This window comes from Micromonospora sp. NPDC003944, assembly GCF_053605225.1.
Genome location: NZ_JBSGIV010000011.1, coordinates 60,732 through 82,123 on the forward strand (window position 1 = coordinate 60,732; position 21,392 = coordinate 82,123).

15 protein-coding genes are annotated in these 21,392 nt (G+C 72.8%); 10 read left to right on the forward strand and 5 right to left on the reverse strand.

Annotated elements, in window-relative coordinates:
- Positions 1-14: 14 nt before the first annotated feature.
- The 3 genes from ACWER9_RS07920 to ACWER9_RS07930 all read right to left on the reverse strand — a co-directional run bounded on the left by ACWER9_RS07920 (position 15) and on the right by ACWER9_RS07930 (position 2,529).
- The gene (locus ACWER9_RS07920; RefSeq protein WP_452301080.1) at positions 15-476 is read right to left on the reverse strand and encodes a DUF5709 domain-containing protein; all 462 of its coding nucleotides are present in this window, start codon (positions 474-476) and stop codon (positions 15-17) included.
- A 133-nt stretch (positions 477-609) separates the two neighbouring features.
- A complete protein-coding gene (locus ACWER9_RS07925) occupies positions 610-1,494 on the reverse strand; it encodes an alpha/beta fold hydrolase (protein ID WP_452301081.1) in 885 nt (294 codons plus the stop codon).
- A gap of 111 nt (positions 1,495-1,605) precedes the next feature.
- The gene (locus ACWER9_RS07930) at positions 1,606-2,529 is read right to left on the reverse strand and encodes an RNA polymerase sigma factor (protein WP_452301082.1); all 924 of its coding nucleotides are present in this window, start codon (positions 2,527-2,529) and stop codon (positions 1,606-1,608) included.
- 271 nt (positions 2,530-2,800) lie between these two features.
- Between ACWER9_RS07930 and ACWER9_RS07935 the strand changes: the two genes are divergently transcribed.
- Together ACWER9_RS07935 and ACWER9_RS07940 are read left to right on the forward strand one after the other, a co-directional pair.
- A complete protein-coding gene (locus tag ACWER9_RS07935) occupies positions 2,801-3,976 on the forward strand; it encodes a winged helix DNA-binding domain-containing protein (protein ID WP_452301083.1) in 1,176 nt (391 codons plus the stop codon).
- Positions 3,977-4,013: 37 nt separating this feature from the next.
- Complete coding sequence (locus ACWER9_RS07940; protein ID WP_452301084.1) at positions 4,014-4,778, forward strand: YqjF family protein; 765 nt, start codon at positions 4,014-4,016, stop codon at positions 4,776-4,778.
- Here the strand turns inward: ACWER9_RS07940 and ACWER9_RS07945 are convergent.
- Entirely contained in the window at positions 4,772-5,749 is a 978-nt protein-coding gene (locus ACWER9_RS07945; protein WP_452301085.1) for an aldo/keto reductase, read from the reverse strand. The genes ACWER9_RS07940 and ACWER9_RS07945 overlap by 7 nt on opposite strands.
- Before the next feature lie 211 nt (positions 5,750-5,960).
- On the opposite strand from ACWER9_RS07945, the gene ACWER9_RS07950 reads away from it, so the two are divergent.
- The 7 genes from ACWER9_RS07950 to ACWER9_RS07980 all read left to right on the forward strand — a co-directional run bounded on the left by ACWER9_RS07950 (position 5,961) and on the right by ACWER9_RS07980 (position 15,847).
- Positions 5,961-6,563 carry a dihydrofolate reductase family protein gene (locus tag ACWER9_RS07950; RefSeq protein WP_452301086.1) on the forward strand — a complete coding sequence of 201 codons (603 nt, stop codon included), beginning with the start codon at positions 5,961-5,963 and terminating at the stop codon, positions 6,561-6,563.
- A 124-nt stretch (positions 6,564-6,687) separates the two neighbouring features.
- Positions 6,688-8,040, forward strand: a complete 1,353-nt coding sequence (locus ACWER9_RS07955; protein WP_452301087.1) for a cellulase family glycosylhydrolase — start codon at positions 6,688-6,690, stop codon at positions 8,038-8,040.
- A gap of 212 nt (positions 8,041-8,252) precedes the next feature.
- Entirely contained in the window at positions 8,253-10,925 is a 2,673-nt protein-coding gene (locus tag ACWER9_RS07960) for a glutamate--cysteine ligase (RefSeq protein ID WP_452301088.1), read from the forward strand.
- A gap of 98 nt (positions 10,926-11,023) precedes the next feature.
- The gene (locus tag ACWER9_RS07965) at positions 11,024-12,802 is read left to right on the forward strand and encodes an N-acetylglutaminylglutamine amidotransferase (RefSeq protein ID WP_452301089.1); all 1,779 of its coding nucleotides are present in this window, start codon (positions 11,024-11,026) and stop codon (positions 12,800-12,802) included.
- Entirely contained in the window at positions 12,803-14,647 is a 1,845-nt protein-coding gene (locus tag ACWER9_RS07970; protein ID WP_452301090.1) for a prolyl oligopeptidase family serine peptidase, read from the forward strand.
- 17 nt (positions 14,648-14,664) lie between these two features.
- Positions 14,665-15,219, forward strand: coding sequence for a hypothetical protein (locus tag ACWER9_RS07975; protein WP_452301091.1), 555 nt, complete (start codon positions 14,665-14,667; stop codon positions 15,217-15,219).
- Between the two features lie 16 nt (positions 15,220-15,235).
- Positions 15,236-15,847: a dihydrofolate reductase family protein gene (locus ACWER9_RS07980; RefSeq protein ID WP_452301092.1), complete on the forward strand. Its 612-nt coding sequence runs from the start codon at positions 15,236-15,238 to the stop codon at positions 15,845-15,847.
- A 7-nt stretch (positions 15,848-15,854) separates the two neighbouring features.
- Here the strand turns inward: ACWER9_RS07980 and ACWER9_RS07985 are convergent, their stop codons facing one another.
- Positions 15,855-18,896, reverse strand: a complete 3,042-nt coding sequence (locus tag ACWER9_RS07985; protein WP_452301093.1) for a BTAD domain-containing putative transcriptional regulator — start codon at positions 18,894-18,896, stop codon at positions 15,855-15,857.
- Positions 18,897-19,355: 459 nt separating this feature from the next.
- Between ACWER9_RS07985 and ACWER9_RS07990 the strand changes: the two genes are divergently transcribed.
- Positions 19,356-21,230 (forward strand): adenylyl cyclase, encoded by a 1,875-nt coding sequence (locus ACWER9_RS07990; protein ID WP_452301094.1) that lies wholly within the window; start codon positions 19,356-19,358, stop codon positions 21,228-21,230.
- The last annotated feature ends 162 nt before the right edge of the window (positions 21,231-21,392 follow it).

Genomic DNA, 21,392 nt, shown 5'->3' on the forward strand with positions numbered 1-21,392 from the left:
CGGCGGGTACGGCGTCAGCGCAGCGGACCGTCGCCGGGCCCGTCCGGGTCCTCCACCACGTGGATCGCCGCCTCCTCCGCGCTCGCGGCACCCGCGTCGATTCCGGCGTCCCACGCCACCGACTCGGCCTCGTCGTCCTCGCGGACGCCCTCGTCGTAGGCGACCAGACGGCCGGCGCGCGCCTCCGACTCGTACCCCCTGCGGGTCAGCTCGTCCTCGTCGTCGCCGCCCTCGGCGTACGGGTCGACATCCGGCACCTCCTGGGCGAGGTGTTGCTCCAGGGACTCACCGGCCCGCTCCTCGGCGGGCGTGGTGCCGAAGCGGTTCGCCGCCGTCCAGTGGTCCTCGGCGACGATGCCGGTGTCGAGCGGGTCGCCGACCCGGTCGTCGTCGAGGGTGTCGGAGGCGTCCAGAACCCCGTCGTCCTCGACCACGTTCCACTCGTCGACGGAATCCATCCGTTCGGTCTGGCTCACGGCGGTCTCCTCTTCGTCACGCTGCAGCGAAGTGCTCAGCCTATGACCGTGCAACGCGACCGCACCCCGAGGCCTGCCCGCTGTGACGAACCGACCTCTGGGCGGTCGTGACGACGGGCGGTGCCGCTGTGGGTCACCGCTTCAGCAGCTCCACCACGGCGTCGGTGAACTCGACAGGCTGCTCGATGTGCGCGAAGTGCCCGCTTCGCTCCAGCGTCACCAGTCGCGAGTCCGCAAGCCCCGCGTGCAGTTGCTCGGCCCAGCGGGGCCCGCAGATGAAGTCGTACGCCCCGACGATCACCACGACGGGCACGGTGATCTCGCTGAGGTTGTCCCGTACGTCGAAGGGCGTCGGATCCTGCGCGCCGGCCGGCGTCGACCAGATCCGGACGGCCGCCTGGAACGGGGCGAACTCGTCCTGTCGACCCCAGAAGTCCGCGAAGTACACCGGCAGGGCGGCGCGCAGGGCGGCGCCCAACGACTCGTCGTCAGTCGCGCCGCCGATCTGCCCGAAGGCGGCGGGGACCGCCGCCGCCTCCGGCCGGTCCGGGTGCCGCTGCGGGTAGGCGGCGAGGCCGGCCATGGCCTCGGCCCAGAACTCGGCGCCGGTGACGGGTGACGTGTCGTACAGGGCGAGGCCGGCGACCCGGTCCGGGTGGGTGAGCGCGTACCGCTGGACGACGAAACCGCCGTGCGAGTGCCCGAGGAGGTACACCCGGTCGTCGCCGAGGAGCTCGACGACGGCATGCAGGAACCGGACATACGTGTCGAGACGGTAGTCGCCGGGGTCGTCGAGCTGTCCCGACGCACCCGTGCCGATCGGCTCGACGTAGACCATGGTGAAGTGCGTCTCAAGGCCTGGCGTCCGCAGGTACGACCACTCGATGCCCGGGCCGCCGGAGTGCGCCACGCAGACCGGGCCGGTGCCGGCGACGTGGTAGACCTGCCGGACCCCGTCGACGGTGAACGTGTGGGCGCCGGGTGCGAGGGCGCTGACGTCGTGCCTGGTGGAACCCATGAACTATCTCCCGATCCGAGACCCGTGCGGCGTCCGCCGGCACGGCAGCTGGTGCATGACCGGACCAGATGCGCGGGCCGAGGAGAAAGTTCGCTCGGTCGGGGATGTTCTTCAGACCAGCGCGGGGACCGGGTGGAAGAGAGTGAGGTGGCGCACCCGGCCCTCGTGCAGCACCTGCAACCACAGCGCCGCGGGTGGGCAGTGCTCCGGGTCGTCGGGCGGGCTGATCAGGTCGGTCTCCCAGATCAGCACGTCGCCGCTGCCGACCACGTTGCGCAGCCGCTGCCGTACCCCGGCGGCCAGGTCGCAGTTCATCCCGTTGATCGCCAGGTCGCGGCCACCGCGTGGGCCGCCCGGCACGATCATCTCGGCGTCCGGCCACCAGCTCTCGCGGACCACCCGTTCGAAGTCCCCGTCCATCGCCGTGGTGATCATGTCGCGGCCGGCACGCCACCGCGAGTCGTTCGAGGCGGCGACGTCCGCGTGGGCCGTGCTTGCCGCCGTGCGCAGGCCGCCGGCGAGCGCACGACGGGCGTGGCTGAGGCGGCTGCGGACGGTGCCGACCGGCACGCCGCACACGGCCGCGATCTGTTCGTACGAGGACGCGTCGCTGAAGTACCGCAGCAGGGTGACGAGCCGGTCGGGTTCGGACAGTTGCCCGATGGAGTCCCACACCCAGTCGCGCATCGCGGCCCGGTCCAGCGCCTCCTCGGGGGTGGGAGTGTCGGCGGGGCGGCTGAACCACTCCGGTTCGGCGACCGGAACGGCCCGGGGCCCACGCAACGCCATCCGGCTGCTGTTGCGGACGATGGTCCGCAGCCAGCTGCCGACGGCGGTCGGGTCGCGGACCTCGCCGATACGACGCAGGGCGACGACCATCGCGTCCTGCACCGCGTCCTCGGCGTCCGGCCCGTAACCGAGGACGCTCAGCGCGACGGCGCGCATCCCGGCCTCGTGTCGGGCCAGCAGTGCTCCGAGCGCAGCGGCGTCTCCCGCCTGCGCGAGCACCACCAGCTCCGCGTCGCTCTGCGTCACGCGTATGTCCTCCCGCACGTCCTGAATCAGCACACCTGTCGGGATATGAGCGGCCTGCTCGGTGCCTGTCGTCGCTCCCAGCCTACGGCGTGTGAACGTCTCCGCTCCGAGCCGGCACCGCGGCAGAGTCGAGGCTCACCGTTCCCGAGGCCGACGACGGTCGCCGGAAAGTGACACACGTCGCTCGTAGCCTGGGCGGCATGAGGATCTGCGCTGTCGAAGCCCTCGGGTGGTGCACGGCCGACGTCCACGGCTGCGACGGCTGCCGGCGATGACCGAGCTGAGCTGGGCGCAGGTGTCCGCCCGACGTCTTCAGCGGCATTGGCTCGCCGCACCGGCGGCGAACGCTGTTTCGGGCCCGGTTGCCGCACCGGATGCCGGACGCCTCGCCGACGTGGTGTCGGCGATGTGTGGCGCGCACGCCCAGATCGCGTCGGCCGCCGAGCTGTCCGTCGGGCTGCGGGTGCCGGGCGCGACCCGCGCCCTGGTGCGCCGGGCGCTCTGGACCGACCGCACCCTGGTCAAGACCCGTGGGCCGCGCGGCACCGTGCACCTGCTCGCCGCAGCGGACCTGCCGATGTGGATCGGCGCGCTGTCCGCGTTGCCGGCCCCGCCCTGGGAGCGGAGTGTGGCGCTGCTGACGCCCCAGCAGACCGATCAGGTCCTCGCGGCCATCGCCGAGGCGGTCGCCGAGGCCGACCTGACCACCGCCGAGCTGACCGAGGAGGTCGTCGCCCGGGTCGGCCCGTGGGCGGGCGACCTGGTCATGGAGGCTTTCCAGGACAAATGGCCGCGGTGGGTGGCCGCCATGGCCGCCGCCACCCGGGGCGGCGTGATCTGCTTCGGTCCGAATCGCGGTCGGGCCACCACCTACACCAGCCCGGCCCGGTGGCTGCCCGAGTTCACGCCGATGCCCGGCCGAGCCGCCCTGGCCGCACTCGTGCGCAGCTACCTGCACGCGTACGGGCCGGCCACCCCGGCGCAGTTCGCCAGGTGGATGGCCGTTCCGCCGGGGTGGGCGACGTGGCTGTTCGACTCGGTCGACCTGACCGAGGTGACGGTGGAGGGCAGCCAGGCCTGGGTGGCCGCCGACGACACCCAGTTCCCCGACGACCGGCCGTCCGGGCTGCGGCTGCTGCCCTACTTCGACGCGTACGCGGTCGGCAGCCACCCCCGCGAACGGCTCTTCCCCGGTGCGGCCGCCGAGCGGGCGCTCGCCGGTGGGCAGGCCGGCAACTATCCCGTGCTGCTTGTCGACGGGGTGGTCGCCGGCGTGTGGCACCAACGCCGGTCCGGCCGCTCCATCCGCGTCACCGTCGAGCCGCTGCGAGCGCTCGGCGCCGCTCGGCAGCGGGCGTTGGAGCGGGAGGTCGACCGGGTCGGCGAGATCCTGGAGGGCACGACCTCGCTGACCATCGGCACCGTCAGTGTCGGTCCGCACGCCTGAGACCACGTCGGCCCACCGCTTGGGCCACCATGAGAGCGTGCACCCCGAACCGGTCGACCACGCGCCCCGGCAGGCGTTCCCCTGGGCGCTCCTGCGCCAGCGCTGGGAGGACCTCACCTTCCTGCACTGGGCGGTCGCCCCGGAGGTCGTCGCGCCGTTACTGCCCGTCGGTACTCGCCCGGACACGGTGCAGGGGGTCAGCTACGTCGGCCTGATCGGTTTCCGGATGGTCGGGCTGGGCTTCGGCCGTGGCCCCGGGGTGCCATACTTCGGCACCTTCGCCGAGACCAACGTCCGGCTCTACTCGGTCGACGACGCCGGCCGACGAGCGGTCGTGTTCCGGTCGCTCGACGCGTCCCGACTGCTGCCGGTGCTGGTGGCGCGGGCGACGCTGCGCCTGCCGTACCTCTGGTCGTCGATGCGGGTGGATCGCGACGGCGACAGTCGCAGCTACCGCTGCCGGCGGCGCTGGCCGGGTCCGGCGGGTACGACGAGCCGGATGGCGGTGCGGGTGGGGGAGCGGATCGTCGAGCCGACGCCGCTCGAACACTTCGTCACCGCCCGCTGGGGCCTGCACACCCGGGCGTACGGGCGCACGCTGCACCTGCCGAACTGGCATCCGAGCTGGCCCCTGCACCGGGCCGAGGTGTTGCACCTGGATGACGAGTTGGTGGCCGCCGCCGGGCTGCCGGCGCCGGTCGGGCCGCCGGCGAGCGTGCTCTACTCGCCGGGTGTCGGGGTCAGGTTCGGCCCGCCGGTGGCGGCCCGGCCGCGTGCTGCCGGGCCGCCGGAGTCTCAGTAGCGGCTGCCCTCGGGTGCGGGTAGCGCGTCCAGGTCGGCCAGGTCCTCGGCGCTGAGCCGCACGTCAGCGGCCGCGCAGTTGTCCACCAGATACGTCGGGGTCTTGGTGCCGGGGATGGGGATGACCTGCTCACCCTGGGCGAGCACCCAGGCCAGGGCGACCTGCGCGGGGCTGACGCCGGCCCGGTCGGCGATCTCCCGGACCCGGGCGACGATGGCCAGGTTGGCGCGCAGCGCGTCCTGCTGGAAACGGGGCAGGCCGCGCCGGAAGTCGTCGGCGGGCAGGTCGTCGAACGAGGTGAACCGGCCGGCGAGGAACCCGCGACCCAACGGGGAGAACGGCAGGAAGGCGATGCCCTGCGCGGCGCAGTACGGCAACACCTCGGTCAACACCTCGCGCGTCCACAGTGACAGCTCGGACTGCACCGACGCCACCGGGTGCACGGCCTGGGCCCGCACGACCTGCGTCACGTTCACCTCGGACAGCCCGATCTGCCGGGCCTTGCCGGCCGCCACGACCTCGGCCATCGCACCCCACGACTCCTCGATGGGCACCGCCGGGTCGACCCGGTGCAACTGGTAGAGGTCGACGTGGTCGGTGCCGAGCCGGCGCAGGCTCTCGTCGATCGCCGCGCGGATGTGCTCCGGGCGGCCGTCCTTGCCGATCGTCGGTGAGTTGCCCGGGCCGCCGGTGGGGGAGGTGGCCACCAGGCCGACCTTCGTGGCCAGGACGGCCCGATCCCGGTGTCCGCCGGCCAGCGCGCGCCCGACCAACTCCTCGTTGGTGTACGGCCCGTACACGTCGGACGTGTCGATGAGCGTCGCGCCCAGGTCCAGTGCCTGTCGGATGACGGAGACCGAGGTGTCGTCGTCGCGGGGGCCGGTGATGTCGTAGCCGTGGCTCATACCCATGCAGCCGAGGCCGATGACGCCGACCTCGGGGCCGGTGCTGCCCAGCGTGGTGGTTCGCATGCGCACCACGCTACGACCGGCGTCGGCGTCTCGCACCCGACGGGTTCGGGCGCGGCTGCTCAACGCGCTGCGCCCCCGACGGCGACGGCCGACACTGGAAAGGTCGGCGGACGTGTCGAGAACTGTCGCGCCGGCTTCGACCATTTGTCGAGGGCCGGAGGCAGCCGGCCTCGCCGACGAGCCGACACGGCACGGACCGAGGAGTGGATCGATGACGAAGGTGACGACCGGGGCGACGATGTCGTTGGACGGCTACATCGCGGACGCGTCCCACGGTGGCTTCGAGTACCTCTTCCAGTGGTACGAGAACGGCGACGTCGAGACGCCGACGGCCGACCCCGAGCTGACCTTCCGGACCTCCGCCACGAGCGCCCGGCACCTGCGGGCCCTCACCGAGCGGACCGGCGCGCTCGTCGTCGGCCGGAGGCTCTTCGACATCACCAGCGGGTGGGGTGGTCGGCATCCGTTGGACGTGCCGGTCGTGGTGGTCACCCACAGCGTGCCGGAGGGCTGGGCCACCGAGAACGACTCCTTCGTCTTCGTCACCGACGGCATCGAGAGCGCGATCGCCCGGGCGAAGGCGATCGCCGGCGACAGGGAGGTCGGCGTCAACGGCGGAACCATCGCCGCCCAGGTCGTCGAGGCCGGCCTGCTCGACGAGGTGCGCGTCGACCTCGTGCCGGTCCTGCTCGGCAGCGGCATCCCGCTCTTCGCCGACCTGAAGATCGCGCCACTTCAGCTGGACGGTCCGTTCAGCGTCGTCGAGGGCGACGGCGTCACCCACCTGGCCTACCGGGTACGCCGAGCGACCTGAGCGGTACGCGGGCCGGCCTGACCGGGCCCGCCCCCGGCCTTGCTCCCATAGTCAATGATCGATATGGTGCGCGCAGGCGCCGCCCCGCCTCAGACCACCACCGTCGATCCGAAGCGGGTTCCGCATGCGCACACTGAGACTCGTCACGACTCTGGCCGTCGCCGGCCTGCTCGCCGGTGGGGCGGCGATCGCCGCCGCCACCCCGGCCAGCGCGGCGACCGCCGTGTTCTCCGTGACGAACAACTGGGGCAACGGCTACCAGGGGCAGGTCACCGTCACCAACGACACCTCCACACCGATCACCAGCTGGCGGGTCGAGTTCGACCTGCCGTCATCCTCGACCGTCAGCCAGTCGTGGAACGTGCAGCAGACGACCTCGGGCAGCCACTACACCTTCACCAACGTGTCCTGGAACGGCACCCTCGCCGCCGGTGCCTCCACCTCGTTCGGCTTTCTCGTCAACGGCACCGGCACTCCGGTCAACTGCACGGTGAACGGCGCGTCCTGCGCCGGCGGCCCGCCCCCGACCACGCCGCCGCCGACGACCCCGCCGCCCACCACGCCACCGCCGACCACCGGCACGCCTGTCGAGCGGCACGGGCAACTGCGGGTCTGCGGCACCACGATGTGCGACAGGTCCGGCGCTCGGGTGCAGCTGCGCGGCATCAGCAGCATGTGGCTCAACTGGGAGACCGCCCCGTACGCCGAGAACCTCTCCGCGCTGCGCTGGATGCGGGACAACTGGAACCTCCAGGTGATCCGCGCGGCCATGGGGGTGGAGCCGGCGGGGGCGTACCTGAGCGATCCGAACAAGGCGCGTGCCCAGGTGGAGACCATCATCAACAACGCCGTCACCGCCGGGGTGTACGTGATCGTCGACTGGCACGCGCACGAGGCGCAGAACAACCAGTCGCAGGCGGTGGCGTTCTTCGGTGACCTGGCCCGCCGGTACGGCCACCTGCCCAACGTCATCTGGGAGCCCTACAACGAGCCCCTGCAGGTCAGTTGGACCACCGTCATCAAGCCGTACCACCAGGCGGTGGTGTCCGCGATCCGCGCCGCCGACCCGGACAACATCGTGGTGTTGGGCACCCCGACCTGGTCACAGGACGTGGACGTCGCGGCGGCCAGCCCGGTCAGCGGCACCAACCTGATGTACACCCTGCACTTCTACTCCTGCACACACGGGGCGTCGCTGCGCGCCAAGGGTGACGCGGCCATCCGCGCGGGTCTGGCGCTCTTCGTCACCGAATGGGGTGCCAGCAACGCCGACGGCGGCCTCGACGGCCGGGCCTGCCTACCGGAGGCGCAGTCCTGGATCGACTGGATGAAGCAGAACGGCATCTCCTGGACGGCCTGGAAGCTCGACGTCGGCACCGACACCACGAACCTGCTCAGCCCGGGAGCGCCGGTGACCGGCGGGTGGACCAACTACCTGCACGGCCACGCGCCGTTCGTGGTGGCGAACATGAGGTGACCCCGGCTGCTCCTTGACAGTGAGTGATCAAATCGAGACGGCTGATGTCGGGGTGTCCAGGCCGGTGGGACACCCCGACATCACGTGCCACCACCCTGAGCAGCCCGGACAGAACGGGCGCGTCACCTTAACGCGCTGGAAACACCCCCGGTACCAAGCCTGGGAACGCTCGTCGGACAGTCGAGACCACCGACACGCGAACCGGGGTGACCATGGCCGACAACACCACGAACGCGCCGACGTACGACGGGCCGCCGGTGGGCCGGTCCGGCAACGGCCGGGCCCTGCCCACCCCCCGCCCGAACCCGCTCCTGTCCCTTGACGACGGTGACCCGGCGGACCTGGCCACGATCGGGGTGGAGGAGGAGTTCCACGTCGTCGACCTGCACACCCGGGAGTTGGTGCCCCGCGCTGGGGAGTTGCTCGACCGGCTGCCGGCCACCTCGTTCACCGCCGAGCTGCACCGCAGCGTGGTGGAGACCAACACGGCGGTCTGCCGCACCCTCGACGAGATCCGCGCGGAGCTGACCCGGCTGCGTCAGGCCGCCGTCCAGGTCGCCGACCGGGCCGGGTTGGGCATCGTGGCGGCCGGTACGGTGCCGTTGCGCGCCGACGGCGATTCCAGTGTCACCCCCACCTCCCGCTACCGGCGGATGCTCGACGAGTACCAGATGCTCGCCCGGGAGCAGTTGATCTGCGGCGCGCAGGTGCACGTCGGTGTCTCCGACCGCGATCTGGCGGTGGCGGTCACCCGCCGGGTCCAGCCGTGGCTCCCGGTGCTGCTCGCCCTCTCCACCAGCTCGCCGTACTGGATGGGCCAGGACAGCGGCTACGCCAGCGTGCGGTCCCTGGTCTGGCAACGGTGGCCCACCGCCGGCGACCCGGGCGAGGTGACGAGCGCCGCCGACCACGAGGCGCTCGTCGCCGAGCTGATCTCGTCGGAGACCATCACCGACCCAGCCATGATCTACTTCGATGTCCGGCCGTCGGCGCACGTGCCCACGGTGGAGCTGCGGATCACCGACGCCAACGCCGACGTGGAGACAATCGTCCTGCTCACCGGCCTGTTCCGGGCGCTCGTCCGGCGGGAGGTCGCCGCCCTGCGCGCAGGGGTGGAGCGCACGGCCGTACGACCACCCGTGCTGCGCGCCGCCGTGTGGCGGGCGGCCCGCTCCGGGCTGGAGGGCGACCTGCTCGACCTGCCCCGGTCGGCCCGACCGGTGCCGGCCGCCCAGGCGGTCCGCCGCCTGGTGAGCGACCTGCGCCCCCAACTGGAGGCCACCGGGGACTGGGAGCAGGTGAGCGAGCTGACCCGCTACGCCCTGGAGCGCGGCAGCTCCGCCGCGCGGCAACGGCGGGCGTACGAACGACGTGGCCGGCTGGCCGACGTGGTCGACCTGCTGCTCGACGAGACCCGGGGCCGGGTGCGCGGACCGCTGCCGGGTGCGCCGACACCACCGGCGTTGCCCACGTACGCCGACGCCGCCGACGAGGTCTTCGGACCGACCGGACCGCAACCGGCGTACGCCCCGATCCTCGCGACCCTGCGCCGGCTCGGTGCCGGCGCCCTGCGTCAACGCGAACACGACCGGGACGAGGAGCAGCGGGCCCGGGGCGTGACGTTCAGCGTGGCCGGCGAGGCGAGCACCCGGCTCTTCCCGGTCGACCTGGTGCCCCGGGTGGTGCCCGCCGACGACTGGCGGACCCTGCGTACCGGCCTGGTGCAGCGCGCCCGCGCCCTCGACGCGTTCCTGCGCGACGTCTACGCCGACCGCGCCGTGGTGGCCGACGGCGTGGTGCCGGCGTGGGTGGTGGAGTCCTCACCCGGGCTGCGCCCGACCGGGGCGTTGATGGGCCGGCGGGGCACCCGCGCCCAGGTGTCCGGCACCGACCTCGTCCGGGACCCGGACGGCGGCTGGTACGTGCTTGAAGACAACCTGCGGGTCCCCTCCGGCATCGGTTACGCGGTGCAGAACCGCCGGCTGACCCAGGCGGTGTTGCCGGAGCTGCCGGTGCCGGAGGGTCTGCTGCCCGCCGACGAGACGCCCGCGATGCTGTACCGGGCGCTTGTCGCCGCCGCGCCCGCCGCCGCCGACGATCCCGCCGTGGTCGTGCTCAGCAGCGGTCCGGGCGACCCGGCGTGGTTCGAGCACCGGCTGCTCGCCGACGAGATGGGTGTGCCGCTGACCGAGACCAGTGACCTGCTGGTGGAGGAGGGCCGGGTCCGGCTGGTCCGCGAGGGCTGCCGCCGCGAGGTCGACGTGATCTACCTGCGCATGGACGAGGAGGCGCTGCTGCACGCGCCGGGCGCGGACGGCGTGCCGCTGGGCTGGCCGCTGCTCGCCGCGGTGCACGCCGGGCGGCTCACGCTCGCCAACGCGCTGGGCAACGGTGTCGGTGACGACAAGGCGCTGTACGCGTACGTGCCCCGGCTGATCGAGTACTACCTGGGCGAGAAGCCGCTGCTGGGGGATGTGCCGACGTACCTGTGTGGGCTGCCCGAGCAGCGGGCCGAGGTGCTGGGTCGGCTCGACGAGCTGGTCCTCAAGCCGGTCGACGGGTACGGCGGTGACCGGGTGGTGATCGGCCCCCGGGCCGAGGCGGAGGAGTTGGACGCCGTCCGCGAGCAGATCCTCGCGGCCCCGCACCGGTGGATCGCCCAGGAGATGGTCGCGCTCACCACCCACCCGGTCTTCGACGGCAGCGCGCTCGCTCCCCGCCACGTCGACCTGCGGGCGTTCGTGTTCCTCGGTGACACCGCCGAGGTCGCGCCGGTGGCGCTGACCCGGGTGGCGCCGGCCGGCAGCATGATCGTCAACTCGTCGCGGGGCGGCGGGTCGAAGGACACCTGGCTGCTCGGTGGACCCGACGAACCGTCGGTGTAACCGACGCTTGACCCACCCGTCATCGGTACGCAACCCGGTCCGCCAAGCCTGGACCGGTCAGCGGCCCGAGCGGATCCAGCCGACGAGAGGTGAGTGCCATGTGCGGTTTCGGAGGTGAGTTCCGCCTCGACGGGGCGCCACCGGACCTGGCCGCCGTCGAACGGATGCTCCCCGCCCTGGCCTCCCGGGGCCCGGACGGGGAGGGTCGGTGGCAGCAGGGGCCGGCGGCGCTTGTGCACCGCCGACTGCGCATCATCGACCTGTCCGACGCCGGCGCCCAGCCGATGGTCGACCCCGAACTGGGCCTGGCCCTGGTCTTCAACGGCTGCATCTACAACTACCGGGAACTGCGCGACGAGCTGACCGCCGCCGGCTACTCCTTCCGGTCCACCTCGGACACCGAGGTGATCCTCAAGGCGTACCACAGGTGGGGGACGGCCTGCGTCGAGCGGTTCTACGGGATGTTCGCCTTCGCCCTTGTCGAGCTGGCGACGCACACCCTGGTGCTGGCCCGGGACCGGCTCGGCATCAAGCCGCTCTACCTGGCCGAGGGGCCGGGCCGGGTGCGCTTCGCCTCGACGCTGCCGGCGTTGCTCGCCGCCGGTGACGTCACCACCGACCTCGACCCGGTGGCGCTGCACCACTACCTGAGCTTCCACTCGGTGGTGCCGCCGCCGCGCACGATCCTCGCCGGGGTCCGTAAGCTGCCGCCGGCCACCGTGCGGGTGATCACCGCGGACGGCCGGAGCACGGACACCACCTACTGGCGACCGGAGTTCAACCGGGCCGCCGCCCCCGCCATGTCCGCCGACGAGTGGCAGGAACGGCTCATGGCGGCGTTGCGCACCGCCGTACGACGGCGGATGGTCGCCGACGTGCCGGTCGGCGTGCTGCTCTCCGGCGGTCTCGACTCCAGCCTGATCGTCGCCCTGCTGGCCGAGCAGGGCCAGACCGGGCTGGCCACCTTCAGCATCGGCTTCGAGGCGGCGGCGGGGGAGAGCGGCGACGAGTTCCACTACTCCGACCTGATGGCCCACCACTTCGGCACCGACCACCAGCAGATCCGCATCGGCGCCAAACGGTTCGTCCCCGCCGTGCACCAGGCCATCGCGGCGATGAGCGAGCCGATGGTCAGCCACGACTGCGTCGCGTTCCACCTGCTCTCCGAGGAGGTCTCCCAGCGGATCACGGTGGTGCAGTCCGGGCAGGGCGCCGACGAGATCCTCGCCGGCTACGACTGGTACCCGCCGATGGCAAACGTGGCCCGCGCGGACGCCGTCGAGGCGTACGCCCGGGTGTTCTTCGACCGTCGCCACGACGCGCTCGGCGGGCACCTGGCGCCCGAGTGGATGCTCGACCACGACGCCAGCCTGGAGTTCGTCGCCGCGCACTTCGGGGCCCCCGGCGCGGACACCGCGTTGGACGCGGCACTGCGCCTGGACAGCCTGGTGATGCTCGTCGACGACCCGGTCAAGCGGGTCGACAACATGACGATGGCCTGGGGGTTGGAGGCCCGGGTGCCGTTCCTCGACCACGAGGTCGTCGAACTGGCCGCCGCCTGTCCACCGGCCCTGAAGCTGGCCCACGGCGGCAAGGGCGTCCTGAAGGCGGCGAGTCGGGGCATCGTCCCCGACGAGGTGATCGACAGGCCGAAGGGCTACTTCCCGGTGCCCGCCATCCGGCACCTCTCCGGCCCGCTGCTCGACGACGTGCGGGACGCGCTGACCGCCCGGCCGGCGCGCGAGCGGGGCCTGTTCCGCAAGGACTACCTGGAGGAGTTGCTTGACGCGCCGAACGCCCGGCGGACCACGCTGGGCTCCAACGCGCTCTGGCAGCTCGGGCTGCTGGAGCTCTGGTTGCAGCGGATCGGGGTTTAGATGAGCGTACGGATCGAGCCGCCGCGCACCACCCGGCGGGCGCGCCCCGCGAGCCACCGGCCGGGGTCGCCGCCGGCGCCCACCAGCGAGGACTTCGCCCCCGCGCCGTCCCCCGACGGCCGCCGGGTGGCGTTCCTCTCCGACCGGGCGGGCACGCCCGGCGTCTGGGTCTGCGAGGCCGACGTGGGGGCGCCCGTCGCGCTGCCGATGGGCGACGAGCCGGTCCTGGCGTTGAGCTGGTCCCCGGACGGCGAGTGGCTGGCCTGCGTCGTCGCCCCCGGCGGCGCGCCCCGCACCGAGTTGTGGGTGCTGCGTCCGGACGGCACGCGACGTCACCAGGTCGCCGGGTTCGGCCGACGCAGCGCCGCGTTGGCCGGCTGGTTGCCCGACGGCGCGCTGATGATGGTCACCGAGACCGACGAGAATGGGCACGCCCTCCTTGTCGACGCGGCCACCGGGCACCGGCGGGTGCTCGCCCAGGGCGACCTGCTCACCCTCCTGGACGTGACCCCCGACGGCGGCGCGGCGCTGCTGCGTCGCGGCCCCCGCAACGCCCGCTGGCTGGAGCTGCTCGACGTGGCCACCGGCGCTCGGCGGCGGCTGTTCCCGGACACCGGGCGGGGCAGCACCGACCAGGGCTGGTTCGGCGCGGACGGCACGAGTGTGCTGGCCCGCACCGACGCGTACTCCGAGCTCGCCGCGCTGGTACGCGTCGACCTGGCCCGGCCGGAGCAGCCGCCGACCCGGCTCGCCGGGCGACCGGACGCCGAGCTGGAACACGTCACGCCCAGCCCGGACGGGCACCGCTGCGCGCTGCTCTGGAACACCTACGGCGGGCGCAGCGAGCTGAGCCTGCTCGACGTCGCAAGCGGTGTGCAACGGGCCGCCACCGCCCCCGGCGAGGTGCTCGGCGACGCCGTCTTCGCGGCCGACGGTGGCCTGCTCTGCCTCACCGCACAGGGTCCGGTGCAACCCCGGGAGGTGTGGCTCGTCGACCCGTCGACAGGCACGCCGCGGCCGCTGCGACCGGACACCGCCGTGCGTACCGACGACGCCGGTGTCGCCCCGCAACTCGTCGATCTGCGCGCCCGCGACGGGCTACCGCTCTCCGGCTGGCTCTACCGCCCGGCCGGGCCCGGTCCCTGGCCCACCGCGATCAGCCTGCACGGCGGCCCGGAGGCGCAGGAGCGTCCCGGCTACCACCCCCTGTTCCAGGCCCTCGTGGCGCAGGGCATCGCGGTCTTCGCGCCGAACGTCCGCGGGTCGTCCGGGTTCGGCCGCTCGTTCGTCGCCGCCGACAACCTCGCCGGCCGCTACGGTGCGATCGCCGACGTGGCGGCCTGCGCCCACCACCTCGTCGACGCCGGTGTCGCCCGGCCCGGTCAGCTCGGCGTTCTGGGCCGCTCCTACGGCGGTTACCTGGTCCTCGCGGTGCTGGTGAACTTCCCCGGGCTGTTCGCCGCCGGGGTCGCCGAGTGCGGCATCTCCGACTTCCGGACCTTCTTCGCCGGCACCGAGCCGTGGATCGCCGCCGCCGCCGTCAGCAAGTACGGCGACCCGCAGCGGGACGCCGACCTGCTGCGCGACCTCTCCCCGCTGACCCACCTCGACAGGCTGGACGTGCCGGTGCTGCTGATCCACGGCGCCAACGACACGAACGTTCCGGCGGGCGAGTCGGCGCAGGTCGCCCAGGCCCTCGCCGAGCGGGGTGTGCCGCACGGGCACCTGGTGCTCGCCGGGGAGGGGCACGACTTCCTGGCGCGGGCCAACGCGCAGGCGGCCCGTACCGCCACCACCGGCTGGCTGGCCCGGCACCTCGCCGCCACCGCGAGCGTCATCGCCTGAGGCGCTATCCTGCGCCGGTGGAGGTCGCGGCGCAGGGCGAGCGGTTGGCCGCGGACCTGGGTCGCTGGCTGGCCGAGCTGACCTTCGTCGACCTGGACACCGACGAGGTCACCGCGCGGGTGATCGACTCGGTGGTGCGGTGGGCCGAGGCCCAGGGCTGGCGGGTCTACCGGCGCGCGCCGAGCGTGCTGCCGTTGCCACCGCCACTGGAGCAGCGGCACTCGGTTCTCGACGTGGCGTGTGCCCGCCCCGACGGCCCACCCGTGGTGGTGGAGGTCGACCACACCGACCGGGCCCGTACGGTGCAGAAGCTGCGCGCGGAGGCGGACGCCGGCCGGATCCCGATCTGGGTGCGGTGGGGTGTCGGCCGGTTCACCGCACCGCCACCGCCGGTGCGGATGGTGACCGTGGAGGTGACCCGCCGGGCCGGGCCGGCGGGGCGTGGTCGGCTGCACAGCCGTGTCGGTGACCTCCCCGCTCCGGCCCACTCGACCGGCGGTGGCACGGTGACTCCGCAGGCGCTGCCGATCCCGCTGACCGGCCCGGCCGGCGACGCCGGTAAGGGGACCTGAAGCGAATCGTAAGCGGGTGCCGGCAGAGTTCTGGGTGTCACCGGAGAGCACGACCGACAACCAGGAGATCCCGATGCGCAAGCTCGTCAACTCGACCTACATCACCCTCGACGGCGTCATCGAGAACCCGATGTGGACCATGCCGTACTTCGACGAGGAGGCTGCCAGCCTCGCCGGTGCCCAGACCGAGGAGGCCGACGCGATGCTGATGGGCCGGGCCACCTACGACGGCATGTCCGCCGCCTGGCCGACCCGGGACGAGAGCGACCCGACCACGGGCGCGGCCTACTTCAACAACGTCAAGAAGTACGTCGCCTCGACCACCCTGACCGACCCCACCTGGAACAACACCGAGGTGCTCCAGGGCGACCTGGTCGAGGCGGTCACCGCGCTCAAGGCCCAGGAGGGCAGGAACATCATCCAGTACGGATTCGGTTCGGTCACCGCCCAGCTGATCCGGGCCGGGCTGGTGGACGAGGTCCGGTTCTGGATCCACCCCGTGCTGGAGGGCGGCCCCAGCGTCACCACGCCGCTGACCGACCTCAAGGCGTCGTTCGACCTGGTCGACACCCGGGTGCACAAGAGCGGCGTGATCGTCGCCTCGTACCAGCCGAAGGTGACCCCCTGAGCACCGGTCAGAGCTGGGCCCGAGCCTCGCTCGGGCTCAGCCGCGCGCCCTCGGCGAGCAGCGTGTCCAAGCGGTCCGGCCCGAGTTCGGCCCGCAGACGCGCGGTCACCCGGTCGATCTCGTCCCGTTCGGCGGGAGCGGCGGGGGACCGCGTGGCGAGCCGGGCGGCGGCCGCCGCGCCCAGCAGTCGGGCGGCGACCTCGGGGGAGCGCACCGCCGCCGCCATCCCCTCCAGCGGGCCGACCGCGTCGCGCATCGTCGCCATCGCCTCGGCCGCCTCGAACGCCTCGACGTGCAGGGCCAACGCGGCGTCCGGGTCGCCGCCCAGCTCGACCGCGTAGCCCAGCTCGACCAGGATCATCGGCAGGTAGAGCGCGGGTTGGCTCTCACCCCGGCCCAGGTCGGCGAGGCGGCTGAGGTGGGTGACGGCGAGGTCGAGCTTGCCGTCGCGGCGGGCGGCCAGCCCGAGGCTCATCTCCGCGAAGATCAGCGCGCCGGGTGAGCCCTGCTCCAACGCCAGGTCGTACGCCCGCTCGGCCAGCTCCCGGCCCTGGGCGTAGTCGCGGGTCTGCACGGCGAGCCACGCCAGCCAGGACAGCTCGGCGCACACCTGCGGCCACAGCGCCAACTCCTCGGCCCAGCGCAGCCCTTCCCGGTGCAGCGCGGCGGCGCGCTCGTGCTCGCCCCTCATGTCGGCCAACCCACCCACCCACTCGGTCGCCCGGAGCCGGCCCCACCTGTCGCCGAGGTCGGCGAAGAGCGCGGCACTGCGGGTCGCGGTGCGCTCCAGAGCGGTCTGGTCGCCGTTGGCGTGCGCGAGGTGGGCGAGAGAGGTCAACACCGCGGCCTCGGTCCACGGGTCGGCCGGGGCGGTGGGCAGCAGCTCCGACACCAGGGCCAGGTCGCCGTGTTCGAGCACCGCGTTGGCGGCGAACCAGGCGGCGTGGCTGTCCGGGTCGACGGCCACCGCGGCGCGCACGTCGTCCGGCGCGACCACCTCGCCCTGCGACAGGGCGAAGCCGACCCGCCAGGGGGCCGCGCGGGTCTCCTGCTCCGGGTCGCCGGGCACGGCGAGCGCCCGCCGGGCCTCGCTGAGCTGGCCGCGCAGGAACCAGTACCAGCTCAGTGTGACCGCCAGGCGCAGCCCGCCACCGTGTGCCAGCGCCGAGCGCAGGTTCGCCAGCTCGGTGTCGAGCAGCGCCAGCCAGCGTCGCTGGTCGGCGCCGCGCAGCTCGGGGTCGGCCCGCTCGGCCAGCTCGGTGTAGTAGGTGGCGTGCCGCGTGCGGACCTCGTCGGCGTCGGTGAGGCGCTCCAGGCAGAACGCGGCCACCGACTCGAGCAGCCGGTAGCGGGGGGCCGCGCCCGAGTCGTCGAGCACCACGAGTGAGCGGTCCACCAACCGGGCGAGGGCGTCCAGGTCGGTCTGGCAGACCTGTTCGGCGGCCTCCGGGGTGCAGCCGTCCGGGAACACCGCCAGCCGGGCGAGCACCACCCGGTCGGGCTCGTCCAGCAGGTCCCAGCTCCAGCCGATCACCGCGGTGAGCGTCCGCTGCCGGGGTGGCACGTCCCGCTGCGCGGTGCTGAGCAGCCGGAACCGGTCGTCGAGCCGGTCCACCACCCCGCGTACGCCAAGCGCCCGCACCCGGGTCGCGGCCAGCTCCAACGCCAGCGGCAGACCGTCGAGGCGGCGGCACAGCTGGGCCACCGCGGCGGCGCTCTCCGCATCGAGGCGGAAACCGCGCTGCTGTGCGGCGGCGCGGGCCACGAACAACCGGGCCGCCGCCGAGCGCCGGACCGCGTCCAGGTCACCGTCGTCCGGCACCGGCAGCGGAGGTACCTCCCAGAGCAGTTCACCGGTCAGCCCGAGCGGCTCCCTGCTGGTGGCCAGCACGCTCACTCCGGGCACGTCGCGCAGCAGCCGGGCGACCAGCTCGGCGACCGGTTCGACGACGTGTTCGCAGTTGTCCAACACGAGCAGCAGTTGCCGGTGCCGCAGGGCCGTGACCAGACGATCGACGGGGGAGAGGGTCGGGCCGGAGGTCTCGTGGGCACCCAGGGCGCCGAGCACCTGTTCGGCGACGCGGCCGTCACCCGCGGGGAGCGGAGCCAGCTCGATGAGCTGTACGCCGTCCGGGCAGGACGCCGCACGCGCCGTCTCGGTGGCCAGCCGGGTCTTGCCCACGCCACCCGGCCCGACCAGGGTGACCAGCCGCTGCCCCGGCAGCAGCGCCCGCAGCTCGGCAAGTGCCTCGTCCCGCCCGACCAACTCGTCGAGTGCGGCGGGGAGGCTGGTCCGGATGGACGCCGCCTTCGGCGGGGCGCTCAGACCGGCGTCCTGTTCGAGGATCCTGCGGTGCAGGGCGACAAGCTCCGGGCCGGGGTCGAGGCCCAGCTCCTCGGCGAGTCGGGCCCGCAGCTCGGCGTAGCTCTCCAACGCCTCGGACTGGCGTCCGGCCGCGTACAACGCGCGCAGCTGCACCGCCCGCAGACCTTCGCGCAGGGGGTGCTTGGCGACCAGTTCTGCGAGGTCCACGGCCACCAGGTCGTGTTCACCCCGGGCCAACCGGGCCTGCGCCAACCGCTCCTGGACGACGAGGCGCTGCTCGGCGAGGCGGCCCACCTCGGCGCGGACGAACTCGGCGTCGGCCACGTCGGCGTACGCCTCGCCGCGCCACAACGCGAGAGCCTCGGCCAGCCCCTCGGCGTCGGCGTAGCGGGCCAGCTCGTCGAAGCGGGCGACGTCGACCGCGTCGACCCGCAGCAGGTAGCCGGGCGGCCGGGACTCCACCAGCTCACGGGCACCGGGCTCGGCGTCGTTGAGCGCCTTGCGTAGCTGCGACACCCGCACCTGGAGCGCGCCGGCCGGGTTGGCCGGGGCGTCGTCACCCCACAGGTCGTCGATGAGGCGGTCCGCCGAGACCACCTGGTTGCGGTTGACCAGCAGGTCGGCCAGCAACGCCCGTACCTTCGTGCCGGGCACCACCACCGGCTCGCCGGCCTCGGTGGTCACGGCGAGCGGCCCGAGCACCCCGAACTGCACGGCGGTCATCGTAGCGCTGCTAACGCGACCCGAAGCTGGTGCCGATTCGCAGCGAACCCGCCGGCCTCGGCCCGTTCCCACCCCTCACCCCGTCGATCATGGACTTGTGGTGGCCGCTTCAGCCGCCGACAACCGCTTTGTCCACCACCACAACTCCATGATCGACGAACTGGGGGAGGGGGTGCCACCGTCCCCGGGCGCCTCTGCTCCGGCGATCTTGCACTTTCCGCGGCGACATATCTCGCCAACCCCGCACTTCGACAACACAAAGTGCAAGATCGCGCAGGTTGGTGGTGGGCGTGCGGCCGAAGTTCGCCGTTCGTGGTCATGGCGTACGGCCGGCTCAGGGGGTAGAAACATGTCAACCCTTCGGTGCGACCCCACGGTCGGCCGCAGGGGTCAGAGAGCGCTCTCACCGCCCCAGCTGTGCCGGGCGTACGTCCCCGGCCAGCGGAGAGGACGAACCACATGACAGCCCCGTCCCGACGCGTGCGCCGGAGATCCGGTCGTACCCTCCTGCTCGCCCTTCTGGCGACCACCGCCGTCACGATGACCAGCACGGCGGCCAGCGCCGGCCGCCCGACGCACGGCGCACCCGACTTCGGCCCGAACGTGACGATCTTCGACCCGTCCATGCCGGTCGCCGAGATCCAGCAGACCCTCGACGCGGCACACGCCCGGCAGGTCGACAACGAGATGGGCACCGACCGGCACGCCTACCTGTTCAAGCCGGGCACGTACGGCACGGCCGCGCAGCCGTTGCAGGCCAAGGTCGGTTACTACACCGAGGTGTCCGGCCTGGGCGCCTCGCCCACCGACGTGACCGTCAACGGCAAGCTGGAGGTCTACAACCGCTGCCTCGCCGACGGCGGCACCGGCAACTGCCTCGCGCTCGTCAACTTCTGGCGCACCCTGTCCAACCTCTCGCTCACCATCAACGCGGCCGGCCAGGACGGCTGCCGGTCGTCGGCGAACTTCTGGGCGGTGTCCCAGGCGGTGTCGATGCGCCGACTGAACATCGGCGGCGGCGGTCTGTCGCTGATGGACTACTGCACCGCCGGGCCGCAGTACGCCAGCGGCGGGTTCATCGCCGACTCACGGCTGCCGGCCACGACGAACGGCTCGCAGCAGCAGTGGCTGACCCGCAACAGCGAGGTTGGCGGCTGGTCGAACGCGGTCTGGAACCAGGTGTTCGCGGGGGTCGAGGGCGCGCCGGACGACGCCACGTTCCCCGACCCGCCGTACACCACCCTGGAGACCACCCCGATCAGTCGGGAGAAGCCCTACCTCTTCGTCGACGGCAAGGGTCGCTACCAGGTCCGGGTGCCCGCCGCGCAGCGCGACAGCCGGGGCGTCTCCTGGGCCGACGGCATCACCCCGGGGCGCACCATCGGGATCGACGACTTCTTCGTCGCCAAGCCGTCCGACTCGGTACGCGTCATCAACAGCCAGTTGGCGCGCGGCAAGCACCTGCTGCTCACCCCGGGCACCTACGACATCGCCCGCAGCATCGAGGTCCGGCGTCCGAACACCGTGGTGCTCGGGATCGGGCACGCCACGCTCACCGCTGTCGACGGCGCGATCCCGTTGGACGTGGCCGGTGTCCCCGGGGTGATCGTCGCCGGTGTCACGATCGACGCCGGCCTCGTCGAGTCGCCGGTGCTGCTGCGGGTCGGGCGCGGGCACGGCCGCGACGCGAGCAGCCCGCACAACCCGACCACCCTCTCCGACGTGTACTTCCGGGTCGGCGGCCCGCACATCGGACGGACCAACACCGCACTGGAGGTCAACAGCGACGACGTGCTCATCGACCACACCTGGGTGTGGCGCGGCGACCACGGGGTCGAGGGCTTCACCGAGGGCGTCAACGGTGACACCGACCGCTGGCGCACCAACACCGGTCGCTACGGAGCCGTCATCAACGGCGACCGGGTGACCGCCACCGGCCTGTTCGTCGAGCACTTCCAGCGGTACAACACGGTGTGGAACGGCGAGCACGGCACCACGATCCTCTACCAGAACGAGTTGCCGTACGACCCGCCGACGCAGGCCGACTGGATGAACGGCCCGGTCGAGGGCTGGGCCGGGTACAAGGTCGGTGACCGGGTGCGTCACCACACCCTGTACGGCGGCGGGGTGTACGTCTTCAACCAGAACAACCCGTCGATCCACACCGAGAACGGCTTCGAGGTGCCGAAGCGGCCGGGGGTGCGGCTGCACCACATCATGACCGTCAACCTCAGCGCCGGCACGATCGACCACGTGGTCAACGGCGTCGGGGACGCGGCCGACATGACCAGGGTCGGCGCTCCGATCTACCTGAACCAGTACCCGACCCCGTAGCGGTTCGGTCGTACCGACGGTGCCGGAGCCGACGTTGGCTCCGGCACCGTCGTGTGGTGCCACCGAGGAGATTCCGCGTCGACGGGCTTGAATTCCTATCGAGTCGGTAGGAAAATAGGTGAATGCCGGTAGGGCCGCTCCTCACCTCGCGTCTGGTCGTCG

What these genes read in the sequence shown, in the direction of transcription:
- ACWER9_RS07925 (WP_452301081.1), bottom strand. Translation starts at nt 1,494, where the DNA reads ATGGGTTCCACCAGGCACGACGTCAGCGCCCTCGCACCCGGCGCCCAC.
- ACWER9_RS07935 (WP_452301083.1), top strand. Translation starts at nt 2,801, where the DNA reads ATGACCGAGCTGAGCTGGGCGCAGGTGTCCGCCCGACGTCTTCAGCGG.
- ACWER9_RS07945 (WP_452301085.1), bottom strand. Translation starts at nt 5,749, where the DNA reads ATGCGAACCACCACGCTGGGCAGCACCGGCCCCGAGGTCGGCGTCATC.
- ACWER9_RS07950 (WP_452301086.1), top strand. Translation starts at nt 5,961, where the DNA reads ATGACGAAGGTGACGACCGGGGCGACGATGTCGTTGGACGGCTACATC.
- ACWER9_RS07955 (WP_452301087.1), top strand. Translation starts at nt 6,688, where the DNA reads ATGCGCACACTGAGACTCGTCACGACTCTGGCCGTCGCCGGCCTGCTC.
- ACWER9_RS07960 (WP_452301088.1), top strand. Translation starts at nt 8,253, where the DNA reads ATGGCCGACAACACCACGAACGCGCCGACGTACGACGGGCCGCCGGTG.
- ACWER9_RS07965 (WP_452301089.1), top strand. Translation starts at nt 11,024, where the DNA reads ATGTGCGGTTTCGGAGGTGAGTTCCGCCTCGACGGGGCGCCACCGGAC.
- ACWER9_RS07970 (WP_452301090.1), top strand. Translation starts at nt 12,803, where the DNA reads ATGAGCGTACGGATCGAGCCGCCGCGCACCACCCGGCGGGCGCGCCCC.
- ACWER9_RS07985 (WP_452301093.1), bottom strand. Translation starts at nt 18,896, where the DNA reads ATGACCGCCGTGCAGTTCGGGGTGCTCGGGCCGCTCGCCGTGACCACC.
- ACWER9_RS07990 (WP_452301094.1), top strand. Translation starts at nt 19,356, where the DNA reads ATGACAGCCCCGTCCCGACGCGTGCGCCGGAGATCCGGTCGTACCCTC.